The sequence below is a fragment of the Pseudomonas sp. BF-RE-21 genome (assembly GCF_019947305.1).
Classification (GTDB): domain Bacteria; phylum Pseudomonadota; class Gammaproteobacteria; order Pseudomonadales; family Pseudomonadaceae; genus Aquipseudomonas; species Aquipseudomonas migulae.
On record NZ_JAGYGF010000013.1, the window covers coordinates 22453 to 37058 of the forward strand.

The 14606-nt window shown below is 61.9% G+C and carries 16 protein-coding genes; 8 read left to right on the top strand and 8 right to left on the bottom strand.

Annotated elements, in window-relative coordinates; all coding sequences use genetic code 11:
- Window positions 1-32: 32 nt before the first annotated feature.
- Complete coding sequence (leuD, locus tag KGB25_RS11775) at window positions 33-644, bottom strand: 3-isopropylmalate dehydratase small subunit (RefSeq protein WP_223435020.1); 612 nt, start codon at window positions 642-644, stop codon at window positions 33-35.
- Window positions 641-2062, bottom strand: coding sequence for a 3-isopropylmalate dehydratase large subunit (gene leuC, locus KGB25_RS11780; protein WP_223435021.1), 1422 nt, complete (start codon window positions 2060-2062; stop codon window positions 641-643). Before leuC ends, leuD begins: the two co-directional genes overlap by 4 nt.
- A gap of 404 nt (window positions 2063-2466) precedes the next feature.
- Between leuC and KGB25_RS11785 the strand changes: the two genes are divergently transcribed.
- The 8 genes from KGB25_RS11785 to KGB25_RS11820 are packed head-to-tail and all read left to right on the top strand — an operon-like array spanning window position 2467 to window position 8700.
- Window positions 2467-3669 (top strand): PepSY-associated TM helix domain-containing protein, encoded by a 1203-nt coding sequence (locus KGB25_RS11785; RefSeq protein WP_223435022.1) that lies wholly within the window; start codon window positions 2467-2469, stop codon window positions 3667-3669.
- Window positions 3666-4208 (top strand): hypothetical protein, encoded by a 543-nt coding sequence (locus tag KGB25_RS11790; RefSeq protein WP_008032641.1) that lies wholly within the window; start codon window positions 3666-3668, stop codon window positions 4206-4208. The genes KGB25_RS11785 and KGB25_RS11790 overlap by 4 nt, the downstream gene beginning before the upstream one ends.
- Complete coding sequence (locus KGB25_RS11795; protein WP_008032642.1) at window positions 4205-4534, top strand: hypothetical protein; 330 nt, start codon at window positions 4205-4207, stop codon at window positions 4532-4534. Before KGB25_RS11790 ends, KGB25_RS11795 begins: the two co-directional genes overlap by 4 nt.
- Window positions 4531-5103: a DUF6162 family protein gene (locus tag KGB25_RS11800; RefSeq protein WP_223435023.1), complete on the top strand. Its 573-nt coding sequence runs from the start codon at window positions 4531-4533 to the stop codon at window positions 5101-5103. The genes KGB25_RS11795 and KGB25_RS11800 overlap by 4 nt, the downstream gene beginning before the upstream one ends.
- A gap of 35 nt (window positions 5104-5138) precedes the next feature.
- The gene (locus tag KGB25_RS11805; protein ID WP_008043036.1) at window positions 5139-6065 is read left to right on the top strand and encodes a metal ABC transporter substrate-binding protein; all 927 of its coding nucleotides are present in this window, start codon (window positions 5139-5141) and stop codon (window positions 6063-6065) included.
- Complete coding sequence (locus KGB25_RS11810; RefSeq protein WP_223435024.1) at window positions 6062-6898, top strand: metal ABC transporter ATP-binding protein; 837 nt, start codon at window positions 6062-6064, stop codon at window positions 6896-6898. The genes KGB25_RS11805 and KGB25_RS11810 overlap by 4 nt, the downstream gene beginning before the upstream one ends.
- Window positions 6898-7797, top strand: coding sequence for a metal ABC transporter permease (locus KGB25_RS11815; RefSeq protein WP_003226663.1), 900 nt, complete (start codon window positions 6898-6900; stop codon window positions 7795-7797). The genes KGB25_RS11810 and KGB25_RS11815 overlap by 1 nt, the downstream gene beginning before the upstream one ends.
- The gene (locus tag KGB25_RS11820) at window positions 7798-8700 is read left to right on the top strand and encodes a metal ABC transporter substrate-binding protein (protein ID WP_223435025.1); all 903 of its coding nucleotides are present in this window, start codon (window positions 7798-7800) and stop codon (window positions 8698-8700) included. It begins immediately after the preceding gene.
- A gap of 1147 nt (window positions 8701-9847) precedes the next feature.
- Here KGB25_RS11820 and KGB25_RS11825 read toward each other — a convergent pair.
- The 6 genes from KGB25_RS11825 to KGB25_RS11850 all read right to left on the bottom strand — a co-directional run bounded on the left by KGB25_RS11825 (window position 9848) and on the right by KGB25_RS11850 (window position 14599).
- The gene (locus KGB25_RS11825; protein WP_008033724.1) at window positions 9848-10075 is read right to left on the bottom strand and encodes an MbtH family protein; all 228 of its coding nucleotides are present in this window, start codon (window positions 10073-10075) and stop codon (window positions 9848-9850) included.
- Window positions 10076-10157: 82 nt separating this feature from the next.
- On the bottom strand, window positions 10158-11570 hold the full coding sequence (locus tag KGB25_RS11830; protein ID WP_223435026.1) for an aspartate aminotransferase family protein: 1413 nt from the start codon (window positions 11568-11570) through the stop codon (window positions 10158-10160).
- A 77-nt stretch (window positions 11571-11647) separates the two neighbouring features.
- On the bottom strand, window positions 11648-12133 hold the full coding sequence (locus KGB25_RS11835; protein ID WP_223435027.1) for a GNAT family N-acetyltransferase: 486 nt from the start codon (window positions 12131-12133) through the stop codon (window positions 11648-11650).
- Between the two features lie 216 nt (window positions 12134-12349).
- A complete protein-coding gene (locus KGB25_RS11840) occupies window positions 12350-13675 on the bottom strand; it encodes an ATP-binding protein (protein WP_223435028.1) in 1326 nt (441 codons plus the stop codon).
- Window positions 13672-14355 (bottom strand): response regulator, encoded by a 684-nt coding sequence (locus KGB25_RS11845; protein WP_008033711.1) that lies wholly within the window; start codon window positions 14353-14355, stop codon window positions 13672-13674. Before KGB25_RS11845 ends, KGB25_RS11840 begins: the two co-directional genes overlap by 4 nt.
- Window positions 14327-14599, bottom strand: a complete 273-nt coding sequence (locus KGB25_RS11850) for a hypothetical protein (RefSeq protein WP_223435029.1) — start codon at window positions 14597-14599, stop codon at window positions 14327-14329. The genes KGB25_RS11845 and KGB25_RS11850 overlap by 29 nt, the downstream gene beginning before the upstream one ends.
- Window positions 14600-14606: the final 7 nt, after the last annotated feature.

Genomic DNA, 14606 nt, shown 5'->3' on the forward strand with positions numbered 1-14606 from the left:
TGTAGGAGCGAGGCTTGCCCGCGAAGGCGATTTCAGCTTAGCCAGGGGTTGGCGGTCAGGTGTTGGTGTTCGAAGGCTTTGATTTGTTCGCTGCGCTGCAAGGTGCTGCCGATGGCGTCGAGGCCCAGCAGCAGCGCGGTTTTGCGCAGGGTGTCGATTTCGAAAGGGATGACCTCCCCTTGAAGACGAATCTGCTGCGTTTCCAGATCAACGCTGATCAGCGCCGTCTCTGGCTGACTGACCACTTGCCCGAGCCGCTGCAACACGGGCTCATCCAGCGTAATCAGCAGCACTCCGTTACGCTGGCAGTTGTCGTAAAAAATCCCCGCAAAACTGCTGCCGATCAGCGCACGGATGCCCATCTGCTTTAAACCCCAGACCGCATGTTCGCGGCTCGATCCGCAGCCGAAATTCGGCCCGACCACCATGAAACTCGCGCCCTGCCAGGCCGGTTGATTGAGCACGAACTCAGGGTTGGGTTGGCCGTCAGGCAAAAAACGCAGATCAAAAAACAACCCCCGATCCAGCCCGGAACGGTCGATGCCCTTGAGAAACTGTTTGGGCATGATCACATCGGTGTCGATGTTGGCCGCGAGCATTGGCGCGGCTTTACCGCTGACTTGAGTGAAGGGTTGCAGGCTCATGCGCGGGCTCCAAAGTGACGGATGTCGGTCAAGCGGCCAGTGATCGCCGCCGCAGCGACCATCGCCGGGCTCATCAGGTGCGTACGGGCACCGGCGCCCTGGCGGCCTTCGAAATTGCGGTTGGTGCTGGAGGCGCAGCGGTCACCCGGCGCCAGCACGTCGTCGTTCATCGCCAGGCACATCGAGCACCCGGACTGGCGCCACTCGAAACCGGCGTCGATAAAAATCGCCGCCAGGCCTTCGGCTTCGGCTTGATCGCGCACTTCGGTGGAGCCCGGCACGATCATCGCCCGCACGTGTTCGGCGACGTGTTTGCCGCGCACCACGCTGGCGGCGTCGCGCAGGTCTTCGATACGGGCGTTGGTGCAGGAGCCGATAAACGCGTGGCTGATGACGATGTCGCTCAGCGGCATGCCCGCTTCGAGGCCCATGTAAGTCAGGGCGCGGCGCATGTCCTGGCGCAGGATCAGGTCGCTGATGTCTTGCGGGTCCGGCACGCGGGCGCCGATCGGCGAGGCCTGATCCGGGCTGGTGCCCCAGGTGACCATCGGCTCCAGCGCGCTGGCGTCCAGCGACACTTCACGGTCGAACAGTGCGTCGGCATCGCTGTGCAAGGCGCGCCATGTCTGCACCGCTTGCTCCCACAGCGCACCTTTGGGCGCGCGGGGTTTGTCCTTGAGGTAGACGAACACTTTGTCGTCCGGCGCCATGAACGCACCCCGCGCGCCCGCCTCCACCGCCATGTTGCAGATGGTCATGCGCGCTTCGACGCTCAGTGCATCGATGGTCGAACCGCGAAACTCGATGGCGTAGCCCGTGGCCCCGGACGCGCCGATCCGGCCGATCAGCGCCATGATCACGTCCTTGGACGTCAGCCCCGGCGCCAGCTCACCGTCCACCGTCACGCGCAGGGTTTTCAAGCGTTTGTAGACCAGGGTCTGAGACGCCAGCAGGTGTTCGATCTCCGACGTGCCGATGCCGAAACCGAATGCGCCGAGGGCGCCATAGGTGGTGGTGTGGCTGTCGCCTGCGGCAATCACCATGCCCGGCAGGATGAACCCCTGCTCCGGGGCGATGACGTGCTCGATACCCTGGCGTTTGTCGAGGATGTCGAGCAATTCGATGCCGAAGTCCCGGCAGTTTTCCGCCAGGTACGACACCTGCCGCGCACCGCCGGCGTCCGGCATCGCCGCAATGCGGTTGGGCGCCGTGGGGTTGACGTGATCGACCACCGCCAGCGCGGTGCCGGGGCGCCAGACCCCGCGCTTGGCTTCGCGCAAACCGCTGAAGGCCTGGGGGCTGGTGTATTCGTTGATGACCTGGCGGTCGATGTACAACAGGACGTGGCCCTGGTCATCGAGGCGACACACCGTGTGGGAATCGATGTGTTTGTCGTAAAGGGTTCTTGCTGAAGTCATGGGGATATTCGCTCAGGCTCGCGGGTTTCAGGCGTCTGCGCCCCATCTTAGGCAGTCGCCCGGCCCCATCAATGGCCGGAGAGTGATCCCTTGGAACATGGTTCGTGTTGAATCAAGGCACACCCGCAACCTGTAGGAGCAAGCTTGCTCGCGATGGCGGTGTATCAGTCGCCATAAGGGTGACAGACACGGCCCCATCGCGAGCAAGCTTGCTCCTACAGGGTTTTGCGTTCGCAGGAATACGAAACATTTACTTTCATATCGAGGTTCGGGATTTCTGATTCTCATTCGTCTTATATAGATGCAGGCGGTTCGCGTAGGCAAAAGCCACGACCGCACTTTTCATGGACCCCACGCTGGGAAGCCCGCAGCAGAGGCCCTCTCATCGATACAAGACCTTAATCATGTCGAAGAAATCCCGCTCAAAACTCTGGTTTCTGGTCCACAGCTGGCTGGCCCTGCCCATCTGGTTTTTTGTGCTGATCGTCTGTGTGACCGGCACGCTGGCGGTGATCAGCCAGGAAATCGTCTGGCTGGCCAACCCGCAAATGCGCGCCAGCCAACCTTCCGATGATGCGCCGCTGTTGAGCTATGACCAGCTCATCGCCGCGATCAAGCAGGCCGAGCCGCAGATCCTGGTCGAAAGCATCAGCCGACCTGACGAAACGCATTTCGCCCTGGACGTGGAAGTGACCTACCCCGACGGCCGTTCGGTGGTGGTCTACGTCAACCCGTACAGCGGCGTGATCCAGGGCACGGCTCCGCAATTCAACTTCAGGGCCTTCACCCGCGCCTTGCACGGTTGGTGGCTGGTGCCGTTCACCAATGGCTACAGCTGGGGCTGGTACCTGGTGTCGTTTCTCAGCCTGCCGCTGCTGGCTTCGCTGATTACCGGGCTGGTGGTCTACAAGAAGTTCTGGAAAGGGTTTCTGCGACCTACCCTGCGCCTGCGTCACGGCGCGCGGATTTTCTGGGGCGACTTTCACCGCCTCAGCGGCATCTGGTCGATCTGGTTCATCGCGGTGATTTCCGTCACCAGCACCTGGTTCCTGATCGAAGCGTTCATGTTCGATAACCAGATTACGATTTCCACCGCCCCGGTGGCGCCGGTGGTCCCGCGTGAGAGCGTGCCCCTCACCGCCGACGGCTCGCCGGCACCGATGATCAGCCTGGAAACGGCAATCCGTGAAGCGAAGGCACGCATTCCCGGCCTCGAAGACAGCTTCATCAGCCTGCCCGCCAATGCCTACAGCTATCTTTCGGTGGGCGGCCGCAGCTGGTATCCGCTGATGTTCCAGACTGCCGAAATCAACCCGTACACCGGCGACGTCGCTGTCACCCGCCTGCTTTCGGACCGCTCGGGGCTGGAACTGGTGACCGAATCGATGCGGCCACTGCACACCGGCGATTTCGGCGGGCTCTGGATCAAGCTGATCTGGTTCTTCTTCGGCCTGCTCCTGAGCATGATGGTCCTCAGCGGCCTGCTGATCTGGACCAAGCGCACTGCGTTGGCCACCGCTAACGCCCTCAAGCGCAGCAACAAACGTCCTCGCGCTGCCGATGCCACTCATGTCACGAGCCACGACATCACGGAGGTCAGCCAATGAGCCTGTTCGCCGCCGAAAAACCGGGGTCCAGACTGAGCCGTTTCTGGCACAAATGGCGCTTCCACATCAACGTTTTGCTGTTGCTGGTGCCGCTGGGTTTCATGCCCAAGTACTTTGCCGATGCCGCGCTGTTTCGCGGGGACACCGGCCTGGGCGAGCGGGAAATCGGTGAAGTTCAGGTCGGGCCGTGGAGCCTGCGCCTGGCGGAACTTCGCAACGAAGCACCGCGGCCCGATGGCCCGGCCGGTTACATGAAGAGTTTCAACGCGGCGCTGTGCGACAGCTGCCGCGAGCAGGTCAAGGCGACTTACCTGCGCATCGGCAAACCGCGCAGCCTGCGCGCCGCCGGGGTGATTTTCTTCGGCACACCCTACCGCATGGGCGCCATGCTGCCGATCCCGGAAAAGACCAAGGCCGACGCCGAGCTGTGGATCACCATGGAAGGCTGGGACGGCGCGATGCATCAAGCGTCCATCCCGCTGAGCCAGGCATCCCCCGCCACCCTCGAGTGGCTGAACAAACAAGGAGGCAAACCATGAGCAACGCATTTCGCCCTCTCCACGCCGTGTTGCTGGTGCTGTGCGCCGGCTTCAGCGCCAGCGCCCTGGCCCACAACCCGATGTGCGAGTGCAAGGCTATCGACGCCGAGCAGATTCAGTGCACCGGCGGTTTCTCCGACGGCAGCGGTGCACCGGGCGTGACCCTGGATGTGATCGGCTACGACGAAACCATCCTGGTGCCGGGCAAGCTCGGTGCCGATTCCAAATTGACCTTCAAGAAGCCCAGCGCCGAATTTTATGTGCTGTTCGATGCCGGTCCCGGCCACGTCGTCGAGATCGACCAAGCGGACATCCAAGCCCCATGAGTACGCCAACTACCCATGTCGTCCGCCCGGCCGGTGCCGGCCATGAAACCCTGTATGTATTGCTGCTGTGCCTGATGATCCTGGCGGTCGCCGGTTCGGTGGTCGCCTGGCGTCACGAGTCCCAGGAAACCAGCACCGTCAGCAGCCATCAACTGGATGCCCGTCGCGACCTCAGCGCCTCCGAGCAAGGCATCTACGCCGACCTGCGGGTGACGCTGGACGAGATTCACCTGCTGCGTCAGGAACAGCAAACCCTGCCGACACCCGAAGCCCTGGCGGACGAAGGTTTTGCGCCGTTTGCCCAGGACGCCAGTTCCGTCAGCCGTGGCGCTCATGCCTGGCAATTGCTCGACGCCAAGGCGTATTTCGGCCAGAGCCAGTCGTCCGCCGTGGCCGGTTCGTTTCTGATGCGCCTGACTGCCGACGACGATGCGCCAGACATCTGGCTCAACCGTGGCGCCGACCTCAAAACCCCGGCCGACCTCACGGACGCCGCGCTCGAAAGCGCTGGCTGGCAGCAGATCGTCGCGCAATTCGATGCCGGCGTGACCCGCCAGCACCGGCACTGAACCCTCGCCTTCACCCGAGAGAAGACCGCTTTCCCATGCCTATTTCATCTCAACGTTCATTCTTGCGGCCGCTGCTGATCGGCCTGCTTGCCTTGCTGCTGACGCCACTGGCCAGCGCCGATGAAGCCAAGCGCCTGCGCATCGGCATCACCCTGCACCCTTATTACAGCTACGTAGCCAACATCGTCGGCGACAAGGCCGAAGTGGTGCCGCTGATTCCGGCCGGCTTCAACCCGCATGCCTACGAGCCCCGCGCCGAAGACATCAAGCGCATCAGCGGGCTGGACGTGATCGTGCTCAACGGCGTCGGTCATGACGACTTCGCCGACCGCATGATCGCCGCCAGCGAAACGCCGAACGTGGCCGTGATCGAAGCCAACGAAAACGTACCGCTGCTGGCCGCCACCGGTGTTGCCGCGCGCGGTGCCGGCAAAGTCGTTAACCCGCACACTTTCCTGTCGATCAGCGCCTCCATTGCCCAGGTCAATAACATTGCCCGGGAACTCGGCAAGCTCGACCCGGCCAACGCCAAGACCTACACCCAAAACGCCCGCGCCTACGGCAAACGTCTGCGGCAGATGCGCGCCGATGCCCTGGCGAAACTGACCCAGGCGCCGAACGCCGAACTGCGCGTGGCCACGGTTCATGCGGCTTACGATTACCTGCTGCGCGAGTTCGGCCTGGAAGTGACCGCCGTGGTCGAACCGGCGCACGGCATCGAACCGAGCCCGAGCCAGCTGAAAAAGACCATCGATCAACTGCGCGAACTGGACGTGAAAGTGATTTTCTCGGAGATGGATTTCCCGTCCACCTACGTCGAAACCATCCAGCGTGAATCCGGGGTGAAGCTGTACCCGCTGTCGCACATTTCCTATGGCGAATACACCGCCGACAAGTATGAAAAGGAAATGACCGGCAACCTCAACACCGTGGTTCGGGCGATTCAGGAGTCTGGGCAATGACCGCTAAAGAAACACTCAGCGAATCCCCGGTGGGAGCGAGCCTGCTCGCGAAGGCGTCGAGTCAGCCGACATCATCGTTGAATGACACACCGCTATCGCCGGCAAGCCGGCTCCTACAGGGGGCGGGGCCGACGCTGGATTTTGCGGAGGTCAGTTTGACCCTGGGTCGCACGACGATCCTTGATCAGGTCACCTTCCAGGTTCAGCCCGGCAGCGTGCATGCACTGGTCGGTCCCAATGGTGGCGGCAAGAGTTCGCTGATCAAGACCCTGCTCGGGCAGATGCCGCATCAGGGTCGCTTGAGCCTGCAATGGCCCGGCGAACCCGGCACCATCGGCTACGTGCCGCAAGCGCTGGAGTTTGATCGCGGCTTGCCGATGACCGTCGACGACTTCATGGCCGCGATGTGCCAGCGACGCCCGGCGTTCCTCGGGTTGAGCAAGCATTACGCGGCAGCGATTGGCGAAGCGCTGGAACGGGTCGGCATGCAGGACAAGCGCAAGCGGCGCATGGGCGCCTTGTCCGGAGGCGAGCGTCAGCGCGTGTTGCTCGCACAGGGACTGATCCCGGCGCCGCAATTGCTGGTACTCGATGAGCCGATGTCGGCCCTCGATGAGGCGGGCATTCAGGTGTTCGAACGGTTGCTCGGCGACTGGCGTCAGAGCGGGATCACCGTGCTGTGGATCGAGCATGATCTGGAAGCGGTCGGGCGTCTGGCGGATCGCGTCACCGGGCTCAATCGCCGGGTACTGTTCGATGCCACGCCGAAACAGGCGCTGACCCCGGAACGTTTGCTGACCCTGTTCTCGACCCATCCACGGAGCGCTGTCTGATGAGTTACGAAGCCTTTCGCTTGATGGTTCAGGGCTGGGCGTCTTCGGGTTATCTGCCTGAGGCGCTGGCGTATGGATTTGTGGTCAACGCGCTGCTCGCCGGTTTGCTGATCGGCCCGGTGCTGGGCGGCTTGGGCACGCTGGTGGTGGTCAAGCGCTTCGCGTTTTTCTCCGAAGCGGTGGGTCACGCGGCGCTGACTGGCGTGGCCATCGGCATTCTGCTCGGCGAACCCTACACCGGGCCCTATGGCAGCTTGTTCGGTTACTGCCTGTTATTCGGCATTTTGCTCAACTACCTGCGCAACCGTACGGGCCTGGCGCCAGATACCTTGATCGGTGTGTTCCTGTCGGTGTCGCTGGCACTGGGCGCGAGCCTGCTGTTGATTCTGGCGGGCAAGATCAACGTGCACATCCTGGAGAACGTGCTGTTCGGTTCGGTGCTGACCGTCAACGGCAATGACTTGTTGGTGCTGGCCATCGTTGGTTCGCTGGTGATGGCGCTGGCCTTGCCGCTGTACAACCGCATCATGCTCGCCAGCTTCAACCCGCAACTGGCAGCGGTGCGCGGCGTGGCGGTGAAGACCCTGGATTACCTGTTCGTGATTCTGGTGACGCTGATCACCGTGGCGGCAGTGAAAGTCATCGGGGCGATTCTGGTCGGTGCGCTGTTGGTGATTCCGGCGGCGGCAGCGAGGTTGCTCAGCCAGTCGCTCAAGGGATTCTTCTGGTGCTCGGTACTGATCGCCACGGTCAGCACGCTGTGCGGGATTCTTGCGCCGATTGTGTTCGACCTGCCGATCCCGTCCGGCGCCGCGATCATTCTGGTGGCCGGTATCGCCTTCGCCCTCGCCGCCATTGCGCGCGGCGTCGTCCCAAGCCTGAAAGGGAACCTCGGATAAATGTCATTTTCTCTGCGTCAACTGACCCTGGCCGTCGCCCTGTGCGGGCTGGTCAATACCTCGTTTGCGGCGGACAGCGCCAAACCGTTGCATGTGCTGGCGTCCTTGCCGATCACTTATGGTCTGGGCGAAGTATTGCTCAAGGGCACCAACGTCAACCTTGAACGCGCGGCACCGGCGAACCTGCCTGGCAGCCGTCAGACGGCTTACTTCACCGGGCGCGGTGCGCCGGCATTGGCGAAACTGGCGACTGACGCCGATGCGGTGATTGGTCTTCGTTCGTTGTGGGCGGATGATCCGCTGTACCCGATCGCCCGGCGCAGCAATGTTCGCATCGTCGAAGTCGACGCCGCGCGCCCGGTGGACGGCGCCCTGCCCGGCATTGCCGTACAGCCCGGCAACAAGGTCGATGGCTTGAACAGTCAGCCGTGGTTTTCCAGCAACAACATGGGGCGCATGGCGGATGTGATGGCGGCGGACCTGGTGCGCCTTGCTCCTGCTGCAAAGCCTGTGATCGAGGCCAACCTTGCGACATTGAAACAGCGCTTGCTCAAGTTCAGCGCCGACAGCGAAGCGCGGCTGGCCAGTGCTGACAATCTGAGCGTGATGAGCCTAAGCGATCACTTTGGTTACCTGATTGGCGGGCTCAATCTGGAACTGATCGGTCTCGATGCGCGGCCTGACGCCGAGTGGACACCGGAGGCGCTGAAGCAATTGGGCGCGACGCTCAAGGACAATGACGTGGCGGTGGTGTTGCATCATCGGCAGCCGTCGGACGCGGTGAAAGCGGTGATTGCCGAGGCCGGGAGCCGGTTGGTCGTTTTGAGTGTGGACGCGGCGGACCCGGTGGCTGAGCTGGAGGGGAATGTGGATTTGGTGATCAAGGGGTTGAGTGGGGTTTAGCGTCGGCTGGACCGCATGATCATTCTCTACGGTGGGCGTTACACAAATCCCCTGTAGGAGCTGGCTTGCTAGCGATGGAGGCCTGATAGCCGACCATTTTCGTTCAGGTGTACATATCCATTGCTGCGGTTACGGCCACTATTGGTTTCGCTCTTACAGCGAGTCACTTGGAAGAGCCCCAAGTAACCAAGGGCTCTTGCCCCTTTCGTTCGGTGGCTCGCTAAGGCTCGCCATGCCCTCGCTCCGGTCCTGCTCCGTGGGCCCGCCGCCATCGGCCATCCATGGCCGGGGGCGGCTAACCCGGCATCCATGCCGGGTTGCCCACTACGCAGAACCTCCACTCGGCCTCTCGAGGGGGCGCTCAGATCAAAAGCGGAAGGCGAGCTAACGCTCGGCCTGATGAGTGGTGAAAATCAAAAGCGTATGGGATTCCCTGTAGGAGCCGGCTTGCCGGCGAAAAACGCCCAGACACCGCGTTCATTCAGACACCCCGCGTTATCGTTGACGTCCATCGCCGGCAAGCCAGCTCCTACAATTTTGAATCGTGTGAACCCAATCCCCGTGTAGGAGCCGGCTTGCTGGCGATGGCGTCCGTTCAGTCAACAAACAGGTGTCTGACCCACCGCTATCGCCAGCAAGCCGGCTCCTACAGGGGGATGCGTACGATCAAAGAGACAGGTCGGCTGACAGGCCGCCTCGCTTTGGCTTTTGATTTTGCTTTGGCTTTTGATTTTGCTTTGGCTTTTGATCTGCCCCGTCGGGAGGCCGAGTGGAGGTTCTGCGCAGTGGGCACCGCGGCAAGGATGCCGCGGTAGCCGCCCCCGGCCAGGGATGGCCGATGGCGGCGGGCCCACGGAGCAGGACCGGAGCGAGGGAACCCTGAGCCTAGGCGAAGGGCCGTACGTCAGGGGCAAAGCCTTTTGGTTCCTTTTTGGCGTTTGAAAAAGGGACTCGCCGTAAGGGCGAAACCATCAGCGGCCGTTACCGCAGGAATGGATTTGTACTCCATCAAAAAACTCGTCAGCTGAAACACAGCCATCGCCAGCAAGCTGGCTCCTACAGGTTCCGCGCTCGACGCCACAACATGCAGACGCAAAAAAGCCCGCTGACCTTCTCGGTCCAGCGGGCTTCTCTTTGCGCGAAGACGTCAGTGAGCCACAGCCGCCTGCTCTTCCATCTTCTTGCGCAAACTCAGCGGACGCATATCGGTCCAGGTTTCTTCGATGTAAGCCAGGCATTCCTTTTTCAAGCCACTCTTGCCCACGGTGCGCCAGCCCTCCGGCACGGCCTTGTAGTCGGGCCAGATCGAGTACTGCTCTTCGTGGTTGACCACGACCTGAAAGAGGATGTCCTCGCGGTCGAATACTGACGTCATGGTGTCTCTCCATCGCTGTAAGGGTGGGCTGCACTGCGTGCGCAGCCGTTATGTAGAAAGAACGTTGCGGGGCCCGGAAAATTTAGAGGCTGGCAGTGGCAGCAGCCATCGCCCGGCCAAAAATCTCCGCCACCCGATCGATTTCCGCAGCGCTAATCACCAGCGGCGGCAGGAAGCGCACCACGCCGCCATGCCGACCGCCCAGCTCAAGAATCAACCCACGCTTGAGGCATTCACGCTGCACCAGCGGCGCCAGTCGAGCGAAGATCGGAGGATGACCTTGCACATCCGGCACGCCGGCCGGGTCAACCAGTTCGACGCCAAGCATCAAGCCACGACCGCGAATATCGCCCAGTTGCGGGAAGTCCCGCTGAAGAATGCGCAAGTGTTCGCTCAAGCGCTCGCCCATGGCCGCAGCGTGTTCGCAAACCTTGTGTTCAGCCAGATAACGCATCACCGCAGAGCCCGCCGCCATGGCCATTTGGTTACCACGGAAGGTCCCGGCATGCGCGCCCGGCAACCAGGTGTCGAGCCAGTCGCGATACACCACCACCGCCAGCGGCAAGCTGCCGCCGATGGCCTTGGACATCACCACCACGTCCGGAATGATCCCGGCGTGCTCGAAGGCAAACATCTTGCCGGTGCGGGCGAAACCGCTCTGGATTTCATCGACGATCAACGCCACACCCGCCTTTTCGGTGATGCGACGCAGACCGCGCAACCAATCGAGATCGGCCGGGATCACCCCGCCCTCGCCCTGAACAGCCTCGACAATCACAGCGGCCGGCAATTGCACACCCGCCTCGGGATCGTTCAGCAGGTTTTCCAGGTAGTTCAGGTTGACCTGCACGCCTTGCGCGCCGCCGAGGCCGAACGGGCAACGGTAATCGTAGGGATACGGCATGAACTGCACGCCACTGCTGAGCAATGCGCCCAACGGTTTTTTCGGCCCCAGGCTGCCCATCAGGCTCAACGCGCCCTGGCTCATGCCGTGATAACCGCCCTGGAACGACAGCACAGTGCTGCGTCCGGTGGCGGTGCGCACCAATTTCAAAGCAGCTTCCACGGCGTCGGTGCCGGTCGGGCCGCAGAACTGGATTTTCGCTTGCGCAGCCAGGGCTGGCGGCAGCAGACCAAACAGGTCCTGGACGAATTGATCCTTGACCGGGGTGGTCAGGTCGAGGGTGTGCAACGGCAGTTCATCGGTCAGCACTTGCTGGATCGCTTCGATCACCACCGGATGGTTATGCCCCAGGGCCAGCGTTCCGGCGCCGGCCAGGCAGTCGATGAAGCTGCGGCCTTCGACGTCTTCGACATAAATGCCCTTCGCGCGCTTGAGTGCCAGGGGAATGCGTCGCGGGTAGCTGCGGGCATTCGACTCCTGCTGGCTCTGACGCGCCAGCAATGGCGATTCGTTGAACTGATAAAGCGTTTCGGCCGGCGCCGGAGCGATCCGGGCCAACTGATCTTCCATTAGGCTGGTAGCGACTGACATCTCTCGACCCCTCAATAAGGTTTTCCTGTTCTGGAAACGCATCAGGGCGCCGAGGATTTAGACCCTTGCCCGGCTTTCTATGAAGGCGGGGTCAGGCCCTTGTGCATGGGGATGGCACGAAGCCCGGCTACGGTGAAGGTTTCAGCACAGGGCTGATAACCCAGATGCCGGTAAAAGGCTTCGCTGGTCCGGGTGCTGTTGAGTCGTACCTGAGCCAGCCCGTTATCGATCAGCCAGCCTTCAAGGTCGCGCACCAGCGCTTGCCCGACGCCACGACGAAACCATTCCGGCTGCACGTAACAGAACGCAAGCTTGCCGCTGATCGCCGCCATCGCGACGCCGACCGGTTTGTCCTGCAACAGGGCGATGTTCAGGTACAACCGTTGGTCGGTCAGCCACGGTTGAATGTGTTCGACGGTTTTGTTGTGGGTCCAGGTGGCGACGGTTTGCGGGTCGTTGCGATGGTCGAGCGCGCAGCCGACGCGGATGGAACGCTCGACGATCCGGCTGATGATCCCGGCGTCGGCGGGGGTTGCCTTGCAGATGTGTAGAGGGGTTTCCATGGCGCTGTAACCTCAATCCATTGAGAAAAAGCTGCCGGGGACGATAGCGCTGGTGGCCGTCGGAACGCCAATGGCGAGACGTTACATTTGATGTGCAACACACCCCCTGTAGGAGCAGAGCTTGCTCGCGAAGACGTCCGTACAGTTAACATCAACGTTGAATGTACGGATGCCTTCGCGAGCAAGCTCTGCTCCTACAAGGATGTATGTCGTTTGTTAGACCGTTTGCAACGGCATCGTCAGCTCGACCCGCAAGCCATCCGGCCGGCTGTCGAAATGCAGCGTGCAGCCACAACGCTGAACAATCGCCTGGACAATCGCCAACCCCAGACCGCAGCCGGTGCTCTGTCCGTTGCGCCAGAAGCGTTGGGTCAGGTGTTGCAGGTCGTCTTCGGCAATGCCCGGCCCATGATCGCGCACGACGAACTGCACGCGGTTGCCGGTGGTTACCAGGCTCAGTTCTACCGCACCGTCGTTCGGGGTATGGCGCAGCGCGTTGTCCAGCAGGTTGCGCAACGCCGCGATCGACAGCACCGCCGGCATTTGCACCGGCGCGTGGGAGAGCTTCGGTGGCAGCTTGAATTTGATCCGCTGACGATCACCGCTGGCGGCATCCTGAATCGCCAGTTTCGCCACTTGCTCGGCGCTGCATTGCACACCGTCGTCGAACGACAGACTGCCCTCGACCCTTGCCAGCAACAACAATTGCTCAAGCGTGCGGTGCAGGCGGTCGGCGCCCTCTTCGGCCCGTGCCAGGGACTGATCCCGTGCCGCGCCATCGGTCATGCGCGCCACTTGCAAGTGGGTTTTGATGGCCGTCAGCGGGCTGCGCAGTTCGTGGGCCGCGTCGCCGGTCAATCGGCGTTCGCGCTCGATGGTCTTGCCGATGCGCTGGAACAGCTGGTTCTGAGTGTCCAGCAACGGTTGCAACTCACTGGGCAGCGGCTGAATCTGCAAGGGTTCCAGCGAGTCGGCGCTGCGTCGCATCAAGGCATCGCGCATGCGGTTCAGCGGCGCCAGGCCCTGGCCGATCCCCAGCCACAGCAGGCACAGGCAACCCAGCAACGCCACGCCCACCGGCACCGAAGCGGCCAGCAGGATCGACATGTTGAGCGCTTCACGTTCGATCTGCCGATCCGCCGTGGTGATGCGCAGATCGCCACGGGCCAGGGTGAAACTGCGCCAGGGCGCGCCGTCGATCATCTGATCGTGGAAGCCCATTTTTTCGGCTTGCAGTGTTTGTTGTGGATCGGTGTGGCTGCGGGCGAGGATTTCGCCGCGCAGCGAGCTGACCTGACACGCCATCCCGCCCGGAATGTTCAGTTGTTCCGCACTGAAATGGGTGCCCTCGCCCTTGGTCGGCAACGGCGGCAGTTGCTCCATCAGGCCGGCGACCATGCGCGCCGACGCCACCAACCGCTGGTCGAGAGAAAACATCATCTGGTTGCGCAGGTCGCTGAGCATCCAGGCCGCTGCCAGGGCCCAGATCAGCGCAAATGCGGCGCCGAGCGTCAGGCTCAGGCGCAATCGCAGGCTCATCACTTTTTCACTTCCTCTCCATCATCGGCCGGCCCCAGGCGATAGCCCAGGCCGCGCACGGTCTCGACAATGCCATTACCCAGCTTGCGCCGCAGGTGATGGATATGCACGTTGAGGGCGTTGCTTTCCAGTTCGTCGTTGAACCCATAGACGCTGTCTTTCAACTGCTCCGTGGACAGCACCCGGCCACGGTTGTGCAACAAGGCTTGCAACAGTGACTGTTCGCGACGGGAAAGATCCACCGGCTGACCGCCAAGCATGGTTTCGCGGCTGCTCGGGTCGTACGTCAAGCGGCCGTGTTCGATCAGGTTGACGCTGCGCCCCGCCACCCGTCGCAACAATGTGTGCAGGCGTGCGGCGAGTTCGCGCAGGTCGAACGGCTTGAGCAGGTAATCGTCGGCCCCCGCTTGCAGGCCATCGACGCGGTCGGTTACCGAATCCCGCGCGGTGAGGATCAGCACCGGAATCTCCAGGCCATGATGGCGCAACTGCTGCAATAGCTTGAGCCCGTCTTCATCCGGCAGACCGAGGTCGAGCACCATCACGTCGAACTCGGCGACCTTGAGCATGGCCCGGGCCTTCGAGGCAGTGTTGACGTGCTCCACCGTCAGGCCCTGGGCAGTGAGGCCGGCGACAATGCCGCTGGCGATCAGCTCATCGTCTTCGCAAACCAGTACGTGCATGGATAAGACCTTCGCAAAAATGGTCATTAAAAAGAGTATCGATTAACCCGGCATTATGCCGCTGCCGCTCATCATCATTGAGGGAAATCGCTGAATGACCTGCACCGCGAAAATTTCCCGTTCGGCCATCCACCAAAACGACCGGATCATTGAAACCTTTTGAACACAGACTTACAACTCTCAACAACAACAACAACAACAACAACAATACACATTCTTTAACGCCACAAGCATTGACCAACATACAAACA